The sequence below is a fragment of the Salinivibrio sp. YCSC6 genome, assembly GCF_004916735.1.
Taxonomy (GTDB): Bacteria; Pseudomonadota; Gammaproteobacteria; order Enterobacterales; family Vibrionaceae; genus Salinivibrio; species Salinivibrio proteolyticus.
This window is the reverse complement of the sequence record NZ_CP039516.1, coordinates 2187562-2211434: the sequence shown is the minus strand read 5'-3', so window position 1 is coordinate 2211434 and position 23873 is coordinate 2187562. Positions and strand designations below refer to the sequence as shown.

General features: G+C 50.1%; 19 protein-coding genes, 5 tRNA genes and 1 rRNA gene. 19 read left to right on the top strand and 6 right to left on the bottom strand.

The window, feature by feature from the left end; translation table 11 throughout:
• Nucleotides 1-15 precede the first annotated feature (15 nt).
• The 11 genes from bamA (at nucleotide 16) to E8E00_RS10160 (ending at nucleotide 14533) form a co-directional block, all read left to right on the top strand.
• Complete coding sequence (gene bamA / locus E8E00_RS10210; protein WP_077455957.1) at nucleotides 16-2454, top strand: outer membrane protein assembly factor BamA; 2439 nt, start codon at nucleotides 16-18, stop codon at nucleotides 2452-2454.
• A 20-nt stretch (nucleotides 2455-2474) separates the two neighbouring features.
• A complete protein-coding gene (locus E8E00_RS10205) occupies nucleotides 2475-2984 on the top strand; it encodes an OmpH family outer membrane protein (RefSeq protein ID WP_069588615.1) in 510 nt (169 codons plus the stop codon).
• A gap of 18 nt (nucleotides 2985-3002) precedes the next feature.
• A complete protein-coding gene (lpxD, locus tag E8E00_RS10200) occupies nucleotides 3003-4028 on the top strand; it encodes a UDP-3-O-(3-hydroxymyristoyl)glucosamine N-acyltransferase (protein ID WP_077663042.1) in 1026 nt (341 codons plus the stop codon).
• An 84-nt stretch (nucleotides 4029-4112) separates the two neighbouring features.
• Complete coding sequence (gene fabZ / locus E8E00_RS10195; RefSeq protein ID WP_069588651.1) at nucleotides 4113-4565, top strand: 3-hydroxyacyl-ACP dehydratase FabZ; 453 nt, start codon at nucleotides 4113-4115, stop codon at nucleotides 4563-4565.
• Between the two features lie 2 nt (nucleotides 4566-4567).
• Nucleotides 4568-5356 (top strand): acyl-ACP--UDP-N-acetylglucosamine O-acyltransferase, encoded by a 789-nt coding sequence (lpxA, locus tag E8E00_RS10190; RefSeq protein WP_096631077.1) that lies wholly within the window; start codon nucleotides 4568-4570, stop codon nucleotides 5354-5356.
• Nucleotides 5356-6513, top strand: coding sequence for a lipid-A-disaccharide synthase (gene lpxB, locus E8E00_RS10185; RefSeq protein ID WP_096631079.1), 1158 nt, complete (start codon nucleotides 5356-5358; stop codon nucleotides 6511-6513). The genes lpxA and lpxB overlap by 1 nt, the downstream gene beginning before the upstream one ends.
• Nucleotides 6503-7102, top strand: coding sequence for a ribonuclease HII (gene rnhB, locus E8E00_RS10180; RefSeq protein WP_077480448.1), 600 nt, complete (start codon nucleotides 6503-6505; stop codon nucleotides 7100-7102). The genes lpxB and rnhB overlap by 11 nt, the downstream gene beginning before the upstream one ends.
• Nucleotides 7103-7148: 46 nt before the next feature.
• Nucleotides 7149-10628 (top strand): DNA polymerase III subunit alpha, encoded by a 3480-nt coding sequence (dnaE, locus tag E8E00_RS10175; RefSeq protein WP_096631081.1) that lies wholly within the window; start codon nucleotides 7149-7151, stop codon nucleotides 10626-10628.
• Nucleotides 10629-10683: 55 nt separating this feature from the next.
• Nucleotides 10684-11643, top strand: coding sequence for an acetyl-CoA carboxylase carboxyl transferase subunit alpha (accA, locus tag E8E00_RS10170; protein ID WP_096631083.1), 960 nt, complete (start codon nucleotides 10684-10686; stop codon nucleotides 11641-11643).
• A gap of 100 nt (nucleotides 11644-11743) precedes the next feature.
• Nucleotides 11744-13060 carry a tRNA lysidine(34) synthetase TilS gene (gene tilS / locus E8E00_RS10165; RefSeq protein ID WP_096631086.1) on the top strand — a complete coding sequence of 439 codons (1317 nt, stop codon included), beginning with the start codon at nucleotides 11744-11746 and terminating at the stop codon, nucleotides 13058-13060.
• Between the two features lie 123 nt (nucleotides 13061-13183).
• Nucleotides 13184-14533, top strand: coding sequence for a sodium-dependent transporter (locus E8E00_RS10160; protein ID WP_096631088.1), 1350 nt, complete (start codon nucleotides 13184-13186; stop codon nucleotides 14531-14533).
• Between the two features lie 76 nt (nucleotides 14534-14609).
• Here E8E00_RS10160 and E8E00_RS10155 read toward each other — a convergent pair whose 3' ends face one another.
• The 4 genes from E8E00_RS10155 to E8E00_RS10140 form a co-directional block, all read right to left on the bottom strand.
• Nucleotides 14610-14798 (bottom strand): DUF4250 domain-containing protein, encoded by a 189-nt coding sequence (locus E8E00_RS10155; RefSeq protein ID WP_096631091.1) that lies wholly within the window; start codon nucleotides 14796-14798, stop codon nucleotides 14610-14612.
• 1 nt (nucleotide 14799) lies between these two features.
• Nucleotides 14800-15003 (bottom strand): YaeP family protein, encoded by a 204-nt coding sequence (locus tag E8E00_RS10150; protein WP_069588633.1) that lies wholly within the window; start codon nucleotides 15001-15003, stop codon nucleotides 14800-14802.
• 61 nt (nucleotides 15004-15064) lie between these two features.
• Nucleotides 15065-15919, bottom strand: a complete 855-nt coding sequence (locus E8E00_RS10145; protein WP_069588634.1) for a GGDEF domain-containing protein — start codon at nucleotides 15917-15919, stop codon at nucleotides 15065-15067.
• Between the two features lie 118 nt (nucleotides 15920-16037).
• Nucleotides 16038-17168 (bottom strand): patatin-like phospholipase family protein, encoded by a 1131-nt coding sequence (locus E8E00_RS10140; RefSeq protein ID WP_069588636.1) that lies wholly within the window; start codon nucleotides 17166-17168, stop codon nucleotides 16038-16040.
• A gap of 169 nt (nucleotides 17169-17337) precedes the next feature.
• Here E8E00_RS10140 and E8E00_RS10135 point away from each other — a divergent pair, with 169 nt between their 5' ends.
• Nucleotides 17338-17949, top strand: coding sequence for a superoxide dismutase (locus tag E8E00_RS10135; RefSeq protein WP_096631093.1), 612 nt, complete (start codon nucleotides 17338-17340; stop codon nucleotides 17947-17949).
• 46 nt (nucleotides 17950-17995) lie between these two features.
• On the opposite strand, the gene E8E00_RS10130 is transcribed toward E8E00_RS10135, so the two are convergent.
• Together E8E00_RS10130 and tsaA are read right to left on the bottom strand one after the other, a co-directional pair.
• A complete protein-coding gene (locus E8E00_RS10130; protein ID WP_069588640.1) occupies nucleotides 17996-19711 on the bottom strand; it encodes a proline--tRNA ligase in 1716 nt (571 codons plus the stop codon).
• Between the two features lie 46 nt (nucleotides 19712-19757).
• Nucleotides 19758-20483, bottom strand: coding sequence for a tRNA (N6-threonylcarbamoyladenosine(37)-N6)-methyltransferase TrmO (gene tsaA / locus E8E00_RS10125; protein ID WP_077455968.1), 726 nt, complete (start codon nucleotides 20481-20483; stop codon nucleotides 19758-19760).
• Between the two features lie 124 nt (nucleotides 20484-20607).
• Between tsaA and gmhB the strand changes: the two genes are divergently transcribed.
• The 7 genes from gmhB to E8E00_RS10090 all read left to right on the top strand — a co-directional run bounded on the left by gmhB (nucleotide 20608) and on the right by E8E00_RS10090 (nucleotide 23651).
• Nucleotides 20608-21156 (top strand): D-glycero-beta-D-manno-heptose 1,7-bisphosphate 7-phosphatase, encoded by a 549-nt coding sequence (gene gmhB, locus E8E00_RS10120; RefSeq protein WP_096631095.1) that lies wholly within the window; start codon nucleotides 20608-20610, stop codon nucleotides 21154-21156.
• Between the two features lie 419 nt (nucleotides 21157-21575).
• Nucleotides 21576-23130, top strand: a 16S ribosomal RNA gene (locus E8E00_RS10115).
• Nucleotides 23131-23211: 81 nt separating this feature from the next.
• Nucleotides 23212-23287: transfer RNA gene (locus E8E00_RS10110), tRNA-Glu, on the top strand.
• A 3-nt stretch (nucleotides 23288-23290) separates the two neighbouring features.
• Nucleotides 23291-23366 (top strand) — tRNA-Lys (locus E8E00_RS10105).
• 12 nt (nucleotides 23367-23378) lie between these two features.
• A tRNA-Ala gene (locus E8E00_RS10100) sits at nucleotides 23379-23454 on the top strand.
• Between the two features lie 12 nt (nucleotides 23455-23466).
• Nucleotides 23467-23542: transfer RNA gene (locus E8E00_RS10095), tRNA-Val, on the top strand.
• A 33-nt stretch (nucleotides 23543-23575) separates the two neighbouring features.
• Nucleotides 23576-23651: transfer RNA gene (locus E8E00_RS10090), tRNA-Ala, on the top strand.
• Nucleotides 23652-23873: the final 222 nt, after the last annotated feature.

Genomic DNA, 23873 nt, shown 5'->3' with positions numbered 1-23873 from the left:
ATAAGTCAGAAGCACATGGCGATGAAAAAACTATTAATAGCGTCTCTTTTAGTCAGTAGCAGTGTGGCGCATGCGGATACATTCCAAGTCAGCGATATCCGCTTTGAGGGCCTACAGCGAGTTAGTTTAGGGGCAGCATTGCTCTCTATGCCGGTGCGTGTTGGAGACAAGGTGGATGATAGCGATGTCGCGGATGTCATCAATGCTCTGTTTGCGTCGGGTAACTTTGAGGATGTGCGGGTTTATCGTGATGATGATGCACTCTTAGTGAAAGTGATCGAGCGCCCAACCATTGCCAGCATTTCGTTTTCAGGCAACAAAGCCATCAAAGAAGAGCAACTGAAAGAAAACCTGACCGCATCAGGGTTGCGTGTAGGTGAGGCGTTAGACCGCACCAAGCTCAGCAAGATTGAAAAAGGCTTAGAAGATTTCTACTACAGCGTGGGAAAATACAGTGCATCGGTGAAAGCCGTGGTCACACCCTTACCACGTAACCGTGCGGATCTGAAATTTGTCTTCACCGAAGGTGTTTCTGCAAAAATCGAGCAGATTAACTTTGTGGGCAACCAAGTCTTCAGTGATGAAGAGCTGCGCGATAATTTCGACTTGCGTGTTGATGTTCCTTGGTGGAACTTCTTGGCTAACGAGAAATACCAAAAGCAAGTGCTGGCGGGTGACTTGGAAAAGCTACGCAGCTACTACTTAAATCGCGGCTATTTGAAGTTCCGCGTTGAGTCGACCCAAGTGGCGATTTCTCCGGATAAAAAAGGTGTATACATCACCTTAAATGTTAACGAAGGCAAGCCCTATCAAGTGGCGGATCTAAGCTTCCGTGGCGATCCTGAGAATGAGGAGATCTACCGCTCGCTAGTGAACTTTACCCGAGGTGATACCTATAACGGGGACAAGGTCACAGCGTTGGAAGAGGCGATTAAACGCCACCTCGGTGAAACCGGCTTTGCCTACCCGAAAGTGAGTACCTTGCCGACGTTTGATGATGAGAATCAGCAAGTGTCGCTGACGGTCAACGTTGAGCCGGGCAAACGTATTTATGTCCGAAACATTCGCTTTACCGGTAATACCACCACCAAGGATGAAGTGCTGCGCCGTGAGATGCGTCAACTTGAAGGCACTTGGCTTAATGCTAAAGCCGTGAGTCGTGGTAAAGAGCGTCTCAACCGAACCGGTTTTTTCCAAAGTGCTGAAGTAGACACTAAGCGGGTTCCTGGCACCGACGATCAGGTCGATGTGAATTATAAGGTTAAAGAAGCCAACTCGGGCAGTATCAACTTTGGTATCGGCTATGGTACCGAATCAGGAGCGAGCTTACAGCTGGGCCTGCAGCAAGATAACTTTGCTGGTACGGGTAATCGCTTTGGTATTAATGCCATGGTTAACGATTACCGTAAGAACCTGACGCTTGAGTATCGTGACCCCTACTTTACCCTCGATGGTGTTAGCCTCGGAGGCAAGGTGTTCTATAACGAGTTTGAGGCGCGAGACGCGAACATCGTCGAGTACACAAATAAAAGTTATGGGTCGAAACTGACGTGGGGCTTTTGGACCGATGAACTGAACTCAATTGATTTTGGGTTGGGCTATACCCACAACAAAATCGAAAACATCGGTAAGTATTACCAAATTGACAAGTTTATGGAGCGTCACAAGGATCATCAAACTAGCAATGGTGGTTTGGAAGTTGATGACTTTGATTTATCCGTTTCATGGACGCGTAATAACCTCAACCGTGGTTATTTCCCTACGGCAGGTAACTATCAGCGAGCTTCTTACCGAATGACAGTGCCGGGCTCTGACGTCCAGTATTTTAAAATGCAATATGATATCCGCCAGTATGTGCCGTTAACTCAAGAGCATGAGTTCACGCTGTTGATGCGTGGTCGCCTTGGTTACGGCAATGGCTATGGCCAGATCAATGGCCAAGATCATATGTTGCCGTTTTATGAAAACTATTACGCGGGTGGTTTCTCGACCTTGCGTGGTTTCCGCTCGAACACTGTTGGACCCAAAGCCATTTACAAAGACAAGGAAAGTGGCGGTTCTGTTCAGCCGGACGGAGATAAAGAGTATAGCGAAGGTAGCTATGGTTCGAGTGATGCAGTGGGTGGTAACGCCATCGCACAAGGTAGCTTAGAGCTGATTGTGCCCACTCCGTTTGCCTCTGACGAAGCGCGTCAGCAAATTCGTACCAGTGTCTTTGTGGACGCCGCCTCAGTGTGGGACACCGAGTTTGACAGTAGTGAACTGGTAGCAAATGGTTATCCCGCTGGCACGAAAGATTACTCAGATCCATCCAATATCAGTGCCTCTTACGGGGTAGCCCTACAATGGATGTCACCGATGGCACCTTTGGTGTTTTCTATTGCAAAACCTATTACAAGCCAGCCTGGCGATGATGAAGAGTTCTTTACCTTCACTATCGGGCGCACATTCTGATCATCAGAAAGGAGACTATTGTGAAATCATTTTTGAAAGCAGCGGGACTTAGTGTCGCAATTCTGACCACGTCCATGTACGCATCAGCGGCTGATGCTGCACAGAAAGTGGGCTACGTATCGACTGGGGCGGTGATGTCTCAGCTGGCTCAAAAAAACAACCTTAACGAAAAGCTGCGTGCTGAATTCAAAGACCGTGTAGCGGAAATTGAGCGCATGAAAGAAAAGCTCTCAGAAGGGGTTGAAAAGCTGAAACGCAACGGCGAGCTGATGAGCGAAGATGAGCGCATCAAACTGCAGCGTGAACTCCAATCGATGGAGTCGGACTACAAATTAAAAGTAAAAGCGTTACAGGAAGATCAACGCAAGCGTGGTGGCCAAGAAGAGTCTAAACTGGTCAAAAAGCTAAAAACCGCCATCGATCAAGTGGCTGAGCAAGAAGGTTACGACATTGTATTGGATGCCAATGCCATCTTGTACGCTAACCCAGGCGACGATCTCTCTGAAAAAGTCATTAATGCAGTAAAATAACAAACAATCGAGGAGCCCATGGTTTCGATTACTCTCGCTGAATTAGCGGAAAAACTGGACGCTCAGCTCCACGGAGACGGTGCTGTAACAATAACCTCGCTAGCAGGGATGAATTCAGCGAGAGAAGGGCAAATCACCTTCTTATCGAGCCCGAAATACCGCAAACACTTGGCGCAGTGCCGTGCCAGTGCGGTGATGCTGAAAGAAGCGGACGTGTCATACTGCCAAGGCAATGCCTTGGTGGTTGCTGACCCTTATGTGGCTTATGCCAAAGTGGCCCAAATTTTAGATACCACACCTGCCTGTGCCACTGACATTGCGCCGACGGCGGTCGTTGCCGAAGATGCCATTCTGGGTGAAGGCGTGGCGATTGGTCCTAACGCGGTGGTCGAGTCCGGAACCTTAATTGGTGATGGCGTGCAGATTGGTGCGGGCTGTTTTGTCGGTAAAGGCGCCAAACTGGGTGCACGAACCAAACTTTGGGCCAATGTCACCATTTACCATGATGTGGTTTTGGGTGAGGACTGCTTGGTACAGGCGGGAACCGTAATCGGCGCGGATGGCTTTGGCTACGCGAATGAAAAAGGTAAGTGGATTAAGATCCCGCAGCTAGGTCGTGTTGTGATTGGTGATCGGGTCGAAATTGGTGCGTGTACGACCATTGACCGTGGTGCATTGGACGATACCTGCATTGCTGATGGCGTGATTATCGACAACCAGTGTCAGATTGCGCATAATGTATCGATCGGCGAAAACACGGCAGTGGCTGGTGCAACTGTGATGGCAGGCAGCCTAAAAGTAGGTAAGCACTGCATCATCGGCGGCGCCAGTGTGTTTAATGGCCATATGGAAATCACAGACAACGTTACCATCACAGGTATGGCGATGGTAATGCGACCGATTACTGAGCCGGGCATGTACTCGTCCGGCATTCCGTTACAGCCCAACCGCGAGTGGCGGAAAACAGCCGCGCGTGTGCTCAAGATTGACGAGATGCACAAGCGGCTAAAAGAGCTCGAAAAACAGCTCGATAACCAAGCTTAACGCAACAGATTGCAGGCCCGCCTCAAAAACGCGGGCCGTTTTGCGTTAAAGAAGTCAGTATTGGATTTGAACGGGAATACTACCTTGACTCGCGAAAACAAAGTGTTACACATCAACGAAATCAAAGAGCTGCTACCACATCGCTATCCGTTTTTGTTGATCGATCGCGTTACCGATTATGAAGAAGGCCAATACCTTCACGCGATAAAAAACATTACCGTGAATGAGCCTCAATTTACCGGCCACTTTCCTCAGTTGCCTGTGTTTCCTGGCGTATTGATCCTTGAATCAATGGCGCAAGCCACTGGCTTGCTGGCATTTAAGACATTCGGGAAGCCAAAAGACAACGAGCTATACTATTTTGCAAGCGTTGATAACGCGAAATTCCGCCGTCCTGTTACACCGGGAGACCAACTGGTCCTCGAGGTGGAGTTTATTAAAGAGCGCCGAGGAATTGCTGCCTTTACCGGAGTAGCGAAAGTAGACGGAGACGTTGTCTGCTCGGCGGAACTGAAGTGCGCAAGAAGAGAGATCTAATTGTGATCCACGAAACTGCCTATATCCACCCGACCGCCGTTGTAGAAGACGGGGTGACATTGGGAGAAAACGTTAAGATTGGCGCATTTTCTTTTATCGGAGAAGGTGTTGAGATTGGTGCGGGTACTGAAGTCATGACGCATGTCGTGATTAAAGGTCCTACGCGTATCGGCCAAGATAACCGCATCTATCAATTCGCATCGATCGGTGAAGCGTGCCAAGACCTGAAATATGCGGGTGAGCCCACGACGCTAGAAATTGGCGATCGCAACACCATTCGTGAAAGTGTCACCATGCACCGTGGTACGGTACAAGACAAAGGTGAGACCAAAGTTGGCAATGATAACCTATTCATGATCAACGCCCACGTGGCACACGATTGTGTGATCGGAAATCACTGTATTTTTGCCAACAATGCGACCCTAGCCGGTCATGTACACATCGACGATTACGTCATTGTGGGCGGCATGTCTGCGATTCACCAATTCTGTGTGGTGGGTAGCCATGCGATGTTGGGGGGCGGTTCTATTGTGGTCCAAGATATCCCCCCCTATGTGATGGCTCAGGGGAACCACTGCGCGCCTTTCGGCATTAACGTGGAAGGATTGAAGCGTCGCGGATTCGAGAAAGCATCGATTCGTGCGATTCGTGCGGTTTACAAGAACATGTATCGTTCCGGTAAAACCCTTGAAGAGGTCAAACAGATGTTGGCTAGCCAGGTCGAGGACGATCCTGCCTTGGCCCTGTTTGTTGATTTCTTTGAACGTTCAACACGAGGCATCATTCGTTAATGTTGCCCAGCGAACGTCCATTACGAGTGGGAATTGTCGCCGGAGAAATCTCCGGCGATGTTTTAGGTGAAGGTCTTATCAAGGCAATTAAGGCCCAATACGGCAATGTGGAATTTGTCGGTATTGGTGGGCCGCGCATGATAGCGCAAGGCTGCCAGAGCCTATTTGATATGGAAGAGCTTGCTGTAATGGGGCTGGTTGAAGTGCTCGGCCGTTTGCCCCGTTTGCTGAAGGTTAAAGCGAGCCTCGTCAAACACTTCACTACCCATCCCCCCGATGTGTTTATCGGTATTGATGCGCCTGATTTCAACTTACGTCTCGAAGCATCGTTAAAACAGGCCGGCATTAAAACGGTTCACTATGTCAGTCCCTCGGTCTGGGCATGGCGTCAAAAGCGTATTTTTAAAATTGCGGCCGCGACCGATCTTGTCTTGGCGTTTTTGCCGTTCGAAAAAGCGTTTTACGATAAGTTCAACGTCCCTTGCGCGTTTGTCGGCCACACCATGGCTGATAGCATTCCCATGCAAGTCGATCAGCGCGAGGCACAACAAGCGTTGGGGCTGGATACCAACAAACGTTGGTTAGCCGTCTTGCCGGGAAGTCGTGGGAGTGAGATGGCAATGTTGGCGCCGCCATTTTTGCAAACCTGCCAGCGTCTGTCACAGCAGTATCCTGATCTCGGCTTTGTGGTCGCTTTGGTGAATGACGCACGCCGGGCACAATTCGAGCAGGCGTGGCAAATCCATGCGCCGGAATTGTCATTTACCTTGGTGAATGATACGGCAAGGCAAGTGATCAGTGCTTCTGATGCGGTGCTGCTGGCCTCTGGTACCGTTGCCCTTGAGTGTATGTTGCTGAAGCGTCCCATGGTTGTAGGCTATAAAGTGAAGCCTTTGACTGCATGGCTAGCACGGCGTTTGCTCAAAACGCGCTATGTGTCTTTGCCCAATATCCTCGCTGATGCCCCTTTGGTGCCCGAATTATTGCAAGAAGAGTGCGAGCCTGAGGCGCTGGCAGCAGCTGTTTCACGCATGTTGGATGGCGATAACCAAGCCTTGCTTGAGACTTTTACACAGCTGCATCAAACCATTCGTAAAGATGCGGATGCCTCTGCAGCCTCCGCAGTATTAGAGTTAGTAAAAAATCATGACAGATGAGGCATTTGTATACCCTGACGCACGCTTGATTGCTGGCGTGGATGAAGTTGGGCGAGGTCCTTTGGTGGGCGCGGTTGTCACAGCGGCTGTTATCCTCGATCCGAATCAACCGATTGAAGGGCTCACCGATTCAAAAAAGCTGAGTGAGAAAAAACGTCTCGCGTTGTACGATGAAATCAAAGCCAAAGCCCTGGCGTGGTCGGTAGGGCGCGCAGAGCCCGAAGAAATTGATCGCTTAAATATTCTTCAGGCCACCATGGTCGCGATGCAACGCGCTATTGCAGGCCTTGCCGTGACTCCCGACTACGCATTGATTGATGGTAATCGTGTTCCCTCGCTCCCGATGCCGGCGCAAGCAGTGGTGAAAGGCGACTTGCGTGTCGCCGAGATCAGTGCGGCGTCGATCTTGGCGAAAGTAGACCGTGATAGAGAAATGGCTGAGTTGGACATCGCCTATCCGGCCTATGGATTTGCCCAGCACAAAGGCTATCCTACCAAGGCGCATATGGCCGCATTGAGTGAGCATGGCGCTTTACCAATGCACAGAAAAAGCTTTAAACCGGTTAAACGCGCCCTTGGTTTAGCGTAAGTGACGGCGCTTTATCATTTCCAATCCCTAGATAGTAACGAGTTTTATGTCTGAGCCACGTTTCGTCCATTTACGTATTCACAGTGATTTCTCCATGGTCGATGGGTTGTCCAAAGTCCCGCCACTGGTTAAGAAAGTGGCCGAAATGGGCATGCCTGCGATGGCCTTGACAGACTTTAGCAACCTTTGTGGGTTGGTAAAGTTCTATAACACCGCGAATAATGTGGGTGTGAAACCTATCATTGGTGCCGATTTTAAGGTGCAATCGGAGGCGTTTGGCGATGAATTATGTCAGCTGACCCTTCTTGCCGCGGATAAAGCGGGATATAAAAACCTCACTTTACTGATCTCCAAAGCTTACTTGCGCGGCCATGTTCAACATACGCCAGTGATCGACCAAGAGTGGCTGGTAGAACACGCTGACGGGTTGATTGTATTATCTGGCGGTTGCCGAGGAGACTTGGGCAAAGCCTTACTGAAAGGCAATAAGGCGCTTGCTGAAGAGTGCGCCCGTTTTTATCAAGCCCATTTCCCCAATGCTTATTACATGGAGCTCGTTCGCACCGGACGTCAGGATGAAGAAGTGTACCTACACTTTGCGGTCGACTTTGCCACCGAGCACGACCTGCCAGTGGTGGCGACGAACGAAGTGTGCTTTATCTCGCCCGACGAGTTTGACGCCCACGAGATCCGTGTGGCCATCCACGATGGTTATACGTTAGACGACCCACGTCGCCCGAAAAACTACAGTGCCGAGCAATATCTGCGCACCGAGCAAGAGATGTGCGAGCTCTTTGCGGATATCCCAGAAGCATTGGCAAATAGCGTGGAAATTGCCAAGCGCTGTAATGTGCCGGTCAGACTTAATGAATACTTCCTGCCGAACTTCCCAACCGAAGGGATGGAGATTGATCAGTACTTGGTCAAACGCGCCAAAGAAGGCCTAGAAGAGCGACTGGCGTTTCTTTTCCCCGATGAGAAAGAGCGCGCCCTTAAGCGACCTGAATACGACGAACGCCTTGACCGTGAACTCGGTGTGATTAACCAAATGGGCTTCCCTGGTTACTTTTTGATCGTGATGGAGTTTATCCAATGGTCAAAAGATAACGATATTCCGGTGGGACCCGGACGGGGTTCCGGGGCCGGCTCCTTGGTTGCGTACGCCCTTAAAATCACTGATTTGGATCCCCTAGAGTTTGATCTGCTTTTTGAGCGCTTCTTGAACCCAGAGCGGGTTTCCATGCCCGACTTCGATGTCGACTTTTGCATGGATAAGCGTGATTTGGTGATCGACCACGTGGCCGAAATGTACGGCCGGGATGCGGTATCCCAGATCATTACTTTCGGTACCATGGCGGCCAAAGCGGTGATCCGAGACGTGGGTCGTGTATTGGGTCACCCCTATGGGTTTGTTGACCGTATTTCTAAATTGGTGCCGCCCGACCCGGGCATGACGCTGGCAAAGGCGTTTGAAGCTGAACCGCAGTTGGTTGAGGTTTATAACGCAGACGAAGAAGTCAAAGCGTTGATCGACATGGCCCGCATGCTCGAAGGGGTGACACGTAACGCGGGTAAGCACGCGGGCGGGGTGGTGATTTCACCTACGACGATTACGGACTTTGCACCGCTATATTGTGACAGTGAAGGGCACCACCCTGTCACCCAGTTTGATAAAAACGATGTTGAGACGGCCGGTCTTGTGAAGTTTGACTTCTTGGGGCTGCGGACGCTGACCATTATCGACTGGGCGCTGGGAATGATTAACCCTCGCTTACAAGCGCAAGGCAAAGATCCTATCGATATCGCGGCGATTCCGATGGCCGACCAAGCATCATTCGAGATGCTGCGTAAGGCAGAGACGACAGCTGTGTTCCAGCTGGAATCGCGGGGCATGAAAGAGCTGATCAAGCGTCTCCAACCGGACTGTTTTGAAGACATGATCGCACTGGTGGCTCTGTTCCGCCCAGGCCCATTGCAATCAGGGATGGTGGATAACTTTATCGACCGTAAACACGGACGAGAACAAGTCTCTTATCCCGATGAAAAGTGGCAACATGAGTCACTGAAAGAGACCCTTGAGCCGACCTACGGCATCATCTTGTATCAAGAGCAGGTGATGCAAATTGCCCAGATCTTAGCCGGGTATACGCTCGGCGGCGCCGATTTGCTACGTCGTGCGATGGGTAAGAAAAAACCCGAAGAAATGGCCAAGCAGCGCGACATCTTTGAAAAAGGCGCGATCGCAAACGGCATTGATGGCGAACTTGCCATGCGTATCTTTGACTTGGTGGAAAAGTTTGCCGGTTATGGTTTCAACAAATCACACTCCGCCGCTTATGCCTTGGTCTCTTATCAAACACTGTGGTTAAAGGCGCATTATCCGGCTGAATTCATGGCCGCCGTTATGACCGCGGATATGGATAACACCGATAAAGTTGTCGGACTGGTGGAAGAGTGCCGTCGCATGAAACTAACGGTACTCCCCCCAGATGTGAACGCGGGTTTGCACCGCTTTACCGTCAATGACAAAGGGGAGATTGTCTACGGTATTGGCGCGATTAAAGGGGTGGGTGAAGGGCCGATCGACAATATAGTTGCGGCGCGAGAGCAAGATGGCTACTTCCGTGACTTATTTGATTTCTGTGCGCGCATTGATACCAAAAAAGTCAATAAGCGTGTGATTGAACGCTTGATTCGCGCAGGCGCCATGGATAGGCTTGGCCCTCATCGAGCGGCAATGATGGCATCACTCGATGACGCTATTCGCGCGGCCAGTCAGCATCATCAAGCCGAGTCTTACGGACAAACCGATATGTTTGGTGTCCTCACGGATGCACCGGAAGAGGTCGAGCACGCCTATGCGAATGTGGCACCTTGGCCAGATAAAGTGTGGCTGGAAGGGGAGCGAGAAACCCTAGGGTTGTATTTGACCGGCCATCCCATCAATAGCTATCGTAAAGAGCTTAAACACTATGTGACATGGCGATTGGAAGACGCGCATGCCACTAAGCGTGATGTGGTGTCTACGGTCGCCGGTCTTGTGATTGCGGCGCGTGTCATGACCACCAAGCGCGGTTCTCGTCTTGGGATCTTAACCCTTGATGATCGCTCGGGCCGCATGGAAGTGATGCTTTTTTCTGACGTACTCGACAAATATCTCGATCTGGTGGAGAAAGACAGAATTCTGGTGGTCTCAGGACAGGTCAGCTTTGATGACTTCAATGGTGGGCTTAAAATGACGGCCCGTGAAATCATGGACATCAGTCAAGCGCGAGAAAAATATGCGCGCTGTTTGGGCATCTCTATCATGGAAGAGCAAATTGATGCCCCGTTTTTTGAACGGTTTCATGATACGTTGGCACCGTACCGTTCAGGGACTGTGCCAGTGAATCTTTATTACCAGCGCCGTGATGCACGGGCGCGGTTACGTTTAGGGGCGGAGTGGCGAATTACCCCCGCGGATGAACTGATCGATAATTTAAAAGGCTTGCTTGGCGACGAGCAGGTCGAATTAGAGTTTAACTAAGCTTAGCTGGTGACGCATCGCGTACACCGGCGGTGACCAATAGGATTCTCTTGGTATGAGTCTTAACTTTTTAGAATTCGAACAACCGATCGCAGAGCTAGAAGCTAAAATTGAAGCCCTTCGCGCTGTCTCCAAGCGTGGCGGAGAAGATGCGGTTAATCTTGATAAGGAAATTGAACAACTGGAAACCAAGAGTCTTGAGCTTACGCGCAAGATCTTTGGTGATTTAGGGGCATGGCAAGTGGCACAACTGGCGCGCCACCCTCAACGTCCTTACACCTATGATTATATCGATCTTATCTTTCACGAATTTGACGAGCTGGCGGGCGATCGCGCCTATGCGGATGACAAAGCCCTAGTAGGCGGTATTGCACGCTTAGAAGGGCGTCCAGTGATGGTCATCGGTCACCAAAAAGGCCGTGATACCAACGAGAAGGTAAAGCGTAATTTTGGTATGCCAAAGCCTGAAGGATATCGCAAAGCATTACGCTTGATGAAAATGGCAGAGCGATTCAACATGCCAGTGATCACTTTTATTGATACTGCCGGTGCTTACCCAGGCGTGGGGGCAGAAGAGCGTGGTCAGTCAGAAGCCATTGCACGTAACTTGAAGGAAATGGCGGGCCTGACCGTGCCGGTGATCTGTAATGTGGTTGGTGAAGGCGGCTCAGGCGGTGCCTTGGCGATCGGTGTTGGTGACTACGTCAATATGCTCCAGTATTCAACATACTCAGTGATTTCGCCCGAGGGCTGCGCCTCTATTTTGTGGCGTGATTCGGCCAAAGCACCACAAGCGGCAGACGCAATGGGTATGACTGCGCCACGCTTGAAAGAGCTGGGCTTGATTGATGCTGTGATTGAAGAGCCTCTAGGTGGTGCGCATCGCGATATGAAAGCGACGGCACAAAGCATTAAACAAACCTTGATTAGCCAGCTCGCGGATTTGGAAGCATTGGATACTGAAAGCCTACGCGACCGCCGATATCAGCGTTTGCTCAGTTATGGTTACTGCTAATTGCCACTCGGCAATCGAGCACAATGAAAGGGCCTAATGGCCCTTTTCTTTTTGCTACGCGCCAGCAACAATAGGCGCAGACTCACAATGACAGATGCTTATGCTCATCCAATACCTGACAGACACACTGGCGCCGCTAACGGCTCAGCCACGACAAATTCTTTTAGCCCTGAGTGGGGGATTAGACTCTCGGGTGCTGCTGGATCTATTGGCCAGTTATCGCGGCCAGCATCCGCAGCACGACTATTCCGTGTGTCATGTTCATCATGGTTTGCATGCTGATGCCGATAAGTGGGCGACACAATGTCAGGTTTGGGCGGAGCAAGCGGGTTTTTCCTTCATCCTAAAACATGTCACTCTCGACCCAGAGTTAAGCACAGAGCATGCAGCTAGAGAGGCACGCTATCAAGCCTTTCAAGAGTTACTCCAACCCCATGGACTCGTTCTTACCGCGCAACACAGCGATGATCAAGTCGAGACCTTCTTTTTGGCATTGAAGCGAGGAAGTGGTCTGGAAGGATTGGCGGGAATGCCCACTGTGAGAACACTCGGCAAAGGGCTCTTAGTCCGTCCTTTGTTGGCAGCGTCACGGGCGCAATTGCATCACTACGCGCGTCAAAAAGGGTTGGCATGGGTGGAAGACCCGAGCAACCAAGATACACACTTTGATCGTAATTTTATCCGTCAACAATGGCTCCCAGAAGCTGACGCGCGTTGGCCGGGGTTTCGCACTGCCGTGCAACGCACGCAGCAATTGTGCCAAGAGCAAGCGGCACTCTTAGCAACATTTGTCGCCCCTTTGGTCGAAAACGCCATCGATACGGACAACAGTTTGTCTTTGGCACATCTCCCTCTTACGGATCTTGCTCTGTGTCGAGCGATGTTACGACACTGGTTGAAGTACCATGATCTGATTTTAACTCAGGCTCAGCTTAATACGCTGATCCAGGATGTGGTGCAGGCAAGAGCGGATGCTAACCCGCAACTGTCGGTTGATGGAAAGAGCATTCGTCGTTATCAGCAGCGTTTGTATCTTATTGCTGACTCCGCGGATGTCACTGCATGGCAAGGTAAACTGACGCCACAATCGCCATTACATTTGCCGGATGGATTAGGGCGTTTGGTGCTTCTTCCTTATACAGAGCGCGCGCAAGGATTGGCATTAGGTCCTTTGCCACAGTCTTGGCTATCGGTGCAGTTTAATCCCAGCGGGTTAAGCGCCCATCCTGCCGGGCGGCAAGGCCGTCGTAAACTCAAGAAGCTTTATCAAGAATACGGTATTCCAAGTTGGCAGCGGCGTCGCTTGCCAATCCTTTGCGACGAGCGTGGTGTAATCGCCGTGGCGGATTGCTTTGTGAGTCAATCAGCGGTCGGGAAGGTATGGCGTTTAGTCTGGGAGCGGGAAAACACTGCTTAACTTATCCCTTACACGCCAATTATCTGCCTGCTCATAAAACCACCAGTCAGATAAACGACACTTGCTAAAATTGTCCGAATTACTTAATGTACTAGTCTAATGATACATTGAGGTAAAGAAGTAATGGCATCGAGTCGTGAATTATTTGGCACCCGAATAGGCTTTGTCCTTGCTGCAGCCGGCGCGGCTGTGGGACTAGGCAATATTTGGGGGTTCCCAACGCAGGCGGCGAGCAACGGGGGCGGCGCTTTTTTATTAGTCTACTTACTGATGATCTTACTCGTTGCCTTTCCCATGTTGGTGGTGGAGATGGCGATTGGTCGTCATGGCCGCGCTAACCCGTTGGACAGCATGCGTGCGCTGAGTGATAACCCTCTTCTGAAGCGTTTTGGCAGTGGCGTGGGGCTGATTGGCTTGGCTGTACCTTGTATGGTTTTGGCGTTTTACAGCATTGTAGGCGGATGGTTAGTCTCTTTTTTATTGGCTGCAGTGGCAGACATTTTCCAGTTTTCAGACGCATCCGCTTGGTTAAAAGGCTTCTCAGCATCACGTAATCTCTTTGGGGCGGTGGTGTTTTATGTGCTCACCATTGTGATCGTACAGGCGGGGGTTAAGCAGGGGATTGAGCGTTGGTCAACCCGTCTCATGCCCGCGCTGTTTGTCCTCTTTGCTGCGATGTTTGTCTATATCATGACGCTACCCGGTGCGACAGAAGGCTTAAAGCACTACCTGATCCCCGACTTTAGCAAAGTGATGGACAAAGATTTGCTATTAGCAGCCATGGGACAGGGCTTCTTCTCTCTGACGATTGGCGGGTGCTCCATGCTGATTTATGGCTCGTACCTTAGCCACAAAGAAAACCTGCCGAAAATGGCACTGAGTGTCACTTTGGTCGATACCGCTGTGGCGGTGATTGCCGGGCTAGTAGTGTTGCCAGCGATGTTTGTTGCCATGCATCAAGGCGTTGAGATTTATGCGCAAGACGGCAGTTTGCTCAGTGCCGATACCTTGGTGTTTACTGTGTTGCCTTTATTGTTTGAAAGTTTAGGCGCGGCAGGTCCGTACGTGTCTCTCGTCTTCTTTTTGCTGATGACCATCGCGGCCCTGACATCCTCGATTTCTATGCTGGAATGTCCTGTTGCGCTGGCCAGTGAGCGCTTGGGCTCAAGCCGGAAAATCACCAGCTGGGTGTTAGGGGGTGTGATTGCGCTCTGCAGTGCGGTGATTGTGTTTAACTTCGGTGCGCTATTTGGCTTAGTTGCGAGGGTGGCGACCCAATATTTCCAACCCTTTGCGGCGCTACTTTTCTGTCTGTTTGGTGGTTGGATTTGGTCGCGTGATCGCAAGCTAGCGGCATTGCGCGAAGGTTATGATGATATTGAGCAGAGTCTGTTCTGGAAAATCTGGCCTGTGTATGTGAAGTTTGTTTGCCCTGTGTTGGTAGCCACAGTGTTGTGGGTCTCACTTGGCTAAAAGCCAAATGATGACACTAAAAAAGCGGACATCGGTCCGCTTTTTTATCGCTGCTTAACAGGCAAGGCGAGATGAGTTAACGGAACTGTTTGGCGTCTTCTAAATACGTAAAGCCAGCATCCGCTAAGCGCGCGCACAAGGTCTCGCGGTCGATATCATAGTAACGTACTAAGTCCTCTAAACTGACAAACTCATCGCGTAGCTTCATGTTAATAATGCTCATGAGCATGACAGGATCCATCGAGGCATAGTTTTTCAAATCCATCTTAATCCTCGTGATCGCTAATCAATAAATTGGCAGCAGCAAATGCGGCTTGTTCACGACGAGCTGGCGAAACACTCTCGTCACTTGCGACATCATTTAATGCTTTCAGCGCGCAGCTGATAGCGGCAGGAATGTAGCCTTGTTCGCCACTGCCAATCTCGGCATAGCGCTGGCGGATGAGTTCACAGCAATCTGCAACTTTCATAATGGATCTCCTCAATAGTACTGCACGCACTATAGCGAAAGGAGAGGCGTTGAGAAAAGGGTTAGCGAGCGCGTTTTTGGCGATACATGCTCTGATCGGCACGCTCATAAAGCGAAACGCTGTTATCACCTTTACGATATTGGGCATAGCCAACCGACGCGCTGATATCGTGCGCGCTGAGTAATCGGTCATTGGTGACCAGATGTTTGACTCTATGGGTGACATTGGCGACTGAATCATCACCGGCGGGCTGTAGCAAGACCGCGAATTCGTCACCGCCTAAGCGATAACAGCGGTCGCTACCACGCACGGCTTCTTTGACCAGCAGCGAAAAACGACGAAGCACTTTATCACCGTCTAGGTGGCCATAGTTATCATTGACTTGTTTAAAGTTATCCATATCGAACATCATCATGACCAAGCCAATATTTTGCCGCTCACAAACTGCAACCGCGTGCTGCAAATCCTGCTCAAAGCTGGTTCGGTTGTGCAGTCCGGTTAATCCATCCAGCAGTGCCATGTTCTTTACACGGGTATATTCAACCGCATTGGTCAGCGGACCGGCAAGCAACTTATGGTAGGTGTGTAACAGGCTAATTTCATCCGGATCAAGTTTATACGGAGTGGAGTACTGCAGCACCCCTAATGGTTGCTTATTAAATTTAATCGCGAAGGTTTGGCGGAAAGTATGTTGCTCACCCCGACGGATAATATTTGAGATTTCGTCGTGCTCCCAAATGATACGACCAATATCAATCTGCTTTTCTACCTCTCGTGCATACACCTCAAACAATACCTTGATATCGAGGTGTCCTTGCAGTTTTTGTAGCAACAACAAACGCTGATCAGCACCCAGCGGAACTTTACGCGGGGCGATGCCAGAGTGTGTGAATTGCTTTAAGTGCGAGGCAGTCATTAATAATCAACAGCTATCTGATTTGTGGGTCATGCTGAATAAGCAGAATCCATGCCAGCCTATTATCAAGGCGAAGAGACGTCGTTTGGCTGCGATCTATCTCGTTCTTTTTGGATGACTATTCTATCAACAAGGAGAGGATTTGGGATCTGTGATTCTGTGCGTCTTGGTAGCCGATGTCAATTAACTGGCGAAGATATGCCGGCTCGAACAATAAATAACTGGCAAAGGTAGCATCTTGTGAGGCATTGATGCCTAAAAGCCTTAACAGGGCACGTGCGGCAAAGGGCATATGGCGATAAAAACGCTTGGCTACGGGCTCGAAAGGGACCGATGGACGCAGGTGTAAGACATTCACTTTTCTTAACCCTAGCTGGTGGCGCTGCGCGTCGTTCAGGGCAAGGTGAATTTGGTTCATGCGCTGCAAGTTTTCTAAGTCGGCCGACAAGGTATCAGCGAATATTGCGTTCATCAGGTGACCGCCCAGCATCGCGAGCCCTGGCGCTGACGGGTCGATATTGCCAGCAGTGCGAATACCTGTGGTTAAATCCAAAATGAGGATCCGCTCCGCCCCCATTTTAATCGCCGGTCGCAAAGGGGCGATTTGGTGAATCGCACCATCCCCATAAAACTCATGGCCAATGCGTGAGGCAGGGAACACGAAGGGAATGGCTGAAGAGGCCAGTAAATGCTCTGTCGAGAGTTGACTGCGTCGGCCGACAGCTCGTGCCCGCTCCCATGGCGAAATACTGGCATCACCTTGAAAAAAACTGACCGATTGGCCGGTTTGATAGTTGGAAGCGGTCACCGATAGGCCATGAAGGTGACCGGACAGTAATTGATAGTTTAACTTATTAAAATTAATGGTTTGATTAAGCAATTCACGCAATGGGCGATTATTTAACAGGCCAAAAGGTGAAGTGGGTTGATAGCGTGACTGAAAGCGCTGTCCTGTTTGGCTAGCAAGGTGACTTAACAGACCAAGAGGCTGACTGGCAAAAATACGCGATGTATCGAGCCGATGCCACAGCCATGACAACTTTTTGACGCCAAGTCGAAAAGATGACGCGTAGCTAGCCAGAGACACCGCATTGATTGCTCCGGCAGATGTGCCGGAATATATCGTAAATGGACTGGTGTGAACGCGAGGGTACCATTCAGCAATGGCAGCCAATACACCGACTTGATAGGCCGCACGCGCACCACCACCAGTCAGAACGAGAGCGATTTTAGGCTTGTGTGTAGACATATAACCGACGACGTTAAAAGGCTAACAGCTTGATTATAGTTACTTCAGGCGCCCTGTCGCGCGTTAGTCATCACAACGTCCGTTTCTTTTTCATTACAGATAATGAGGTTGAAAATCATTATCAATTCGATCTATGGTGAGGAGGTCAATTAATCGATGGAGTGACAAGATGACTTATTCGTTTCCCGATTTACCCTATGCCTATGATGCTCTCGAACCGCATATCGATGAGGCAACCATGCGCATTCATCACCAGCGTCACCACAAAACCTATTTCGATAAATTCGTGGCTGCGATAAAAGAGACAGACCGCGATGGTGAGCCGGTTGAGGATTTGTTTCGAGATATCTCGTCGCTGCCAGCAGCGATTCGTAATCATGGGGGAGGATACTATAACCACCTGATTTACTGGCAATCGATGACGCCGAATCCTAAGCCTGCGCCAGAAGGCGCACTCTACGATGCGATTGTCGAGACCTTCGGCTCGCTTGATGCATTTAAAGAGGTTTTTAGTCAGGCGGCAATTGGTCAGTTTGGCTCAGGTTTTGCGTGGCTGGTGGTGAAAGAGGATGGCCAGCTTGCGATCACCTCAACGGCTAATCAAGACAATCCATTGATGGATATTGCAGAGGTCAAAGGTGAACCGATTTTAGGGTGTGATGTCTGGGAACACGCTTATTATCTTAACTACCAGAACAAACGTCCTGACTACGTGAACGCGTGGTGGAAGGTGGTGAATTGGTCATTTGCTGAAAAAGCGTACCAGCAAGCGATCGGTTAAAAAAATGCCCCGCAACGCGGGGCATTTACTCTCTAGACGATAAGGCTTAAGCCAGTTTTGCTTGGATAAACGACAAGGCGTCGTCGATAGCGAACGGCACTTTCTCACCGTCGCGACGATGCTTATATTCAAATACGCCATTATCCATGCTGCGCTCACCGATTACGATGGTATGCGGCACACCCACTAGTTCAATGTCTGAGAACATTACCCCAGGACGTTCTTTACGATCATCAAAGAGTACCTCGATACCGGCAGCAGTAAGATCAGCGTAAAGCTTTTCAGCCGCTTCACGGACACGCTCAGACTTGTGCATATTCATCGGCACAATCGCAACGGTAAACGGTGCAATCGCGTCTGGCCAAATGATGCCATTTTCATCATGGTTTTGTTCAATCGCAGCGGCAACTACACGTGTCACACCAATACCATAACAGCCCATTTCTAGGGTTGTATTTTTGCCATCTTGGCCGAGGACGCCTGCGCCCATTTTTTCCGAGTAGTTGTTACCCAGTTGGAAAATATGGCCAACTTCAATACCGCGCTTAAACATCAAGGTGCCTTTGCCACATGGGCTAGGATCGCCTTCAACTACATTACGCAAATCGGCAACTTGGCCAAGTTCAACGTCACGGCCCCAGTTGATGCCAAAGTAGTGTTTGTCGTCAATGTTGGCACCGGCGCCGAAATCATTCATTACCGCGACGCTGCGATCGACAATAAACGGCGCAGGAAGATTGACCGGACCTAGTGAACCGGGACCGGCACCGACTAAGGCGCGAATTTCTTCTTCTGTCGCAAAGGTTAATGGCGCTGCAACTTCAGGAAGATTTTCTGCCTTCACTTCGTTGAGTTCATGGTCGCCGCGGATAATCAGCGCGATCAGGTCGGCGTCTACTTCATCAGAGGCCTTAACAAACAAGGTCTTGACGGTTTTTTCGATCGGCAACTTAAATTGCTCCACCAACTCGGCAATGGTTTTTGCATTTGGCGTGTCGACTAATTCCATCGCTTGGGTTGGCGCCTCAGCCTGATCTTTAGGCGCGAGTGCTTCTGCCTTTTCGATGTTGGCGGCGTAATCGGACTCGGTGGAGAAAGCAATCAGGTCTTCTCCGCTACCAGCAAGTACGTGGAACTCATGTGACGCGGAGCCACCAATCGCTCCTGTGTCTGCCAATACCGCGCGGTAATCAAGGCCCATACGATCAAAAATGGCGCAGTAGGCGGCACGCATTTTCTCGTAACTTTGCTCCATACCCGCTTTATCGATATCAAAGCTATATGCATCTTTCATAATAAATTCACGTGAACGCATCACGCCAAAACGCGGACGCACTTCATCACGGAATTTGGTTTGAATCTGATACAGATTGATCGGCAGTTGCTTATACGAGTTAATCTCGTTGCGCACCAAGTTAGTAATCACTTCTTCATGCGTGGGTCCAAGTACAAAGGGACGTTCGTGACGATCCGCGATGCGAAGCAGTTCTGGACCAAACTTTTCCCAGCGTCCTGTTTCTTGCCATAGATCTGCAGGCTGTACCACTGGCATAAGCGTCTCGACAGCGCCTGACTTGTTCATTTCTTCCCGTACAATGCGCTCAACTTTTTGTAGCACTCGTACACCGGTCGGCAGCCAAGTGTATAGACCTGAAGCAAGTTTACGAATCATACCTGCGCGCAGCATCAGCTGGTGGCTGACAATTTCTGCGTCGCTAGGGGTTTCTTTCAAAGTAGAAAGCAGATATTGACTGGTACGCATTTAAAGTTATCCGTTGATATTAGCGATCAATAATAAGTAGGGCATATTAACAGCGCGGGGGAGTTTCGACAAAAGCTTCTATGGTCTCAACGTGAATCTGGTCGTCAGACACCGTGAAACGCACATTGAAATCGAACAGGTGGACGGCATAGTGCTTAGCATCTGGCTTGCCCTTTTTATAGGCAGGGCGAGGGTCTTGTGCGAGCACCTCTTCAATCACTTGGCGTTGGTATGTGCCCTCAGGATGTTGAGAGAGTGTCGCGAGGGCGGGGTTGGAAAAATGCACTGGCATCAAGTCAGGCTTTTGCTGAGCAAACCCGCCCTGAGCACTATCAAGACAATCAGAGTAGGGGATATAAGGTTTGATATCGATAATTGGCGTTCGATTGACAAGATCGCACCCCCGTACGACTAACCGGACTTGGCCCGGAGTAGATTCAACGCGAACCAGCTCTACCGCCGACATTCCGATACCATTGGGACGAAAGGTCGCACGACTGGCAAAGACGCCGACTCGCTCGTTTCCACCCAAACGCGGGGGACGAACTGTCGGGGACCAACCTTTATCTAAATTACGATCGAACAAGAATAGTAACCAAAGGTGGGAAAACTGCTCAATGCCTCTTACCGCATCAAGCTGATTCGCGTCACCGCGCAATTCAATATATGCCAAGGCACTAGGCGCTAGGCCCGGTTGTCGCGGCACAGCAAACTTTTCTTTAAACGGAGAAATCAAAGTGCCAACAGGAGAGATAGAGAAAGTATCTTGCATAGGGTGAAGTTCGGTTAATAGACGCACGCTAATCTTAACACGCGAGTTTCATTGAGTATGCAAAGATGCAAGCAACCACGCAGCATGTCATAATTATCGCCTGACACTGAATGAGGAATTGTGAGTGAGTTTTCCCGCTGTTTTTATTGATCGCGATGGTGTGGTCAATGTCGACCACGGCTATGTGGCGGATATCGATAATTTTGAGTATATCGAAGGTGTGTTCGACGCATGCCGCGCCCTAAAAGAAAAAGGGTATTTATTAGTGCTGGTGACCAACCAAGCCGGTATCGCCCGTGGTTATTACTCTGAGCAAGACTTTTTGCAGCTAACGGAATGGATGGATTGGAACTTTGCTGACAAGGGCGTGGACTTTGACGGTATTTATTACTGCCCACACCATGCCAGTGAAGGGGTCGGTGAGTATCGGATTGATTGCGATTGTCGCAAACCCAAGCCGGGTATGTTGATTGAGGCTCAGCAGGAGCTCGATATTGATATGTCACGCTCGGTGATGGTCGGTGATAAAGCTGATGACATGAAGGCTGCACAAGCTGCCGGTGTGGCTACCCGTATTCTCGTGAGATCAGGAAAGCCTGTGACCGAGGAAGGGGAATCGTTAGCAACCTGCGTGGTGGATTCCATCGCAGATGTTCCGAGTACATTGAGCTAATTCACACGCGAGCCTATCAGAATCACACTTTTGTACCTTTTTGGTGATAATTTGTTCTAACGGTTAATTTCGTTGAAAAAAAGACTTGCGACTTAAATTTATCACCCTATAATTCGCTCCTCGTTGGCACGGCAAACCGCGCTAACAAACGGCAGCAAAGCCAAGTAAACAAAAAGCTTGACTCACTGCCTCGGTGGCGTAAAATGCCACTCCCGCTCAAGATTGAGCGACGCTCTTTAACAATTTGACCTATGCAATCTGTGTGGGCACTCGTTGAGAATAGACAAAAAGATTTATTCGATGAACTGAGTGACCAAACGATAACTTTTAGTTATTCGGCACAGTCAATTCGTTTTTCTCTTCGGAGATAAACAGTAATCAGTATTCATTGAGCTGAAACTTCGGTTTCGAAAAAACTTTAATTGAAGAGTTTGATCATGGCTCAGATTGAACGCTGGCGGCAGGCCTAACACATGCAAGTCGAGCGGAAACGGCAGTATTGAAGCTTCGGTGGATTTACTGGACGTCGAGCGGCGGACGGGTGAGTAACGGCTGGGAACCTGCCCTGACGAGGGGGATAACCGTTGGAAACGACGGCTAATACCGCATAATGTCTACGGACCAAAGGTGGCCTCTACATGTAAGCTATCGCGTCGGGATGGGCCCAGTTAGGATTAGCTAGTTGGTAAGGTAATGGCTTACCAAGGCGACGATCCTTAGCTGGTTTGAGAGGATGATCAGCCACACTGGGACTGAGACACGGCCCAGACTCCTACGGGAGGCAGCAGTGGGGAATATTGCACAATGGGGGAGACCCTGATGCAGCCATGCCGCGTGTGTGAAGAAGGCCTTCGGGTTGTAAAGCACTTTCAGCAGTGAGGAAGGTAGTGTACTTAATACGTGCATTGCTTGACGTTAGCTGCAGAAGAAGCACCGGCTAACTCCGTGCCAGCAGCCGCGGTAATACGGAGGGTGCGAGCGTTAATCGGAATTACTGGGCGTAAAGCGCATGCAGGCGGTTTGTTAAGTCAGATGTGAAAGCCCGGGGCTCAACCTCGGAACCGCATTTGAAACTGGCAGGCTAGAGTCTTGTAGAGGGGGGTAGAATTTCAGGTGTAGCGGTGAAATGCGTAGAGATCTGAAGGAATACCAGTGGCGAAGGCGGCCCCCTGGACAAAGACTGACGCTCAGATGCGAAAGCGTGGGTAGCAAACAGGATTAGATACCCTGGTAGTCCACGCCGTAAACGATGTCTACTTGGAGGCTGAGGTTTAAGACTTTGGCTTTCGGAGCTAACGCATTAAGTAGACCGCCTGGGGAGTACGGCCGCAAGGTTAAAACTCAAATGAATTGACGGGGGCCCGCACAAGCGGTGGAGCATGTGGTTTAATTCGATGCAACGCGAAGAACCTTACCTACTCTTGACATCCAGCGAATCCTTTAGAGATAGAGGAGTGCCTTCGGGAGCGCTGAGACAGGTGCTGCATGGCTGTCGTCAGCTCGTGTTGTGAAATGTTGGGTTAAGTCCCGCAACGAGCGCAACCCTTATCCTTGTTTGCCAGCGAGTAATGTCGGGAACTCCAGGGAGACTGCCGGTGATAAACCGGAGGAAGGTGGGGACGACGTCAAGTCATCATGGCCCTTACGAGTAGGGCTACACACGTGCTACAATGGCAGATACAGAGGGCAGCGAGACAGCGATGTTAAGCGAATCCCTTAAAGTTTGTCGTAGTCCGGATTGGAGTCTGCAACTCGACTCCATGAAGTCGGAATCGCTAGTAATCGCAGATCAGAATGCTGCGGTGAATACGTTCCCGGGCCTTGTACACACCGCCCGTCACACCATGGGAGTGGGCTGCACCAGAAGTAGATAGCTTAACCTTCGGGAGGGCGTTTACCACGGTGTGGTTCATGACTGGGGTGAAGTCGTAACAAGGTAGCCCTAGGGGAACCTGGGGCTGGATCACCTCCTTACTGACGCTATTTTTGCGAGTGTTCACACAGATTGTATAGGTTGAAGTATTAAAGAGGATATGTTCCCAAACATATCGATGCGTCCCATTCGTCTAGAGGCCTAGGACACCGCCCTTTCACGGCGGTAACAGGGGTTCGACTCCCCTATGGGACGCCACTTGGGTTGTTAGCTCAGTTGGTAGAGCAGTTGACTTTTAATCAATTGGTCACAGGTTCGAATCCTGTACAACCCACCATTTCTCAGACGCGGGGCTATAGCTCAGCTGGGAGAGCGCTTGCATGGCATGCAAGAGGTCGGCGGTTCGATCCCGCCTAGCTCCACCAAGTCTGAAGGATGGGCGATTAGCTCAGTTGGGAGAGCACCTCCCTTACAAGGAGGGGGTCACTGGTTCGAGCCCGGTATCGCCCACCATTTCTCTTTCAAAGAGAAAGACCATATCATATTGGGGCTATAGCTCAGCTGGGAGAGCGCCTGCTTTGCACGCAGGAGGTCTGCGGTTCGATCCCGCATAGCTCCACCACTTTATTATTCGTTTTTCACAGCAGTTATCTCCTGTTGCGAAAAGCTGTGTCTGAAAGCAAATAATAAAGTGGTTTGTCTTTATGATAGACACACATGCTCTTTAACAATCTGGAAAGCTGACAAGTCATTCTTAAAGAATGACAGTAAAGTTCTCAATCAGTGACAGAAATGTCACTCACACAATCAAGTGTGCTTGGGCTTTGTCTTAGTGATAAGCAAA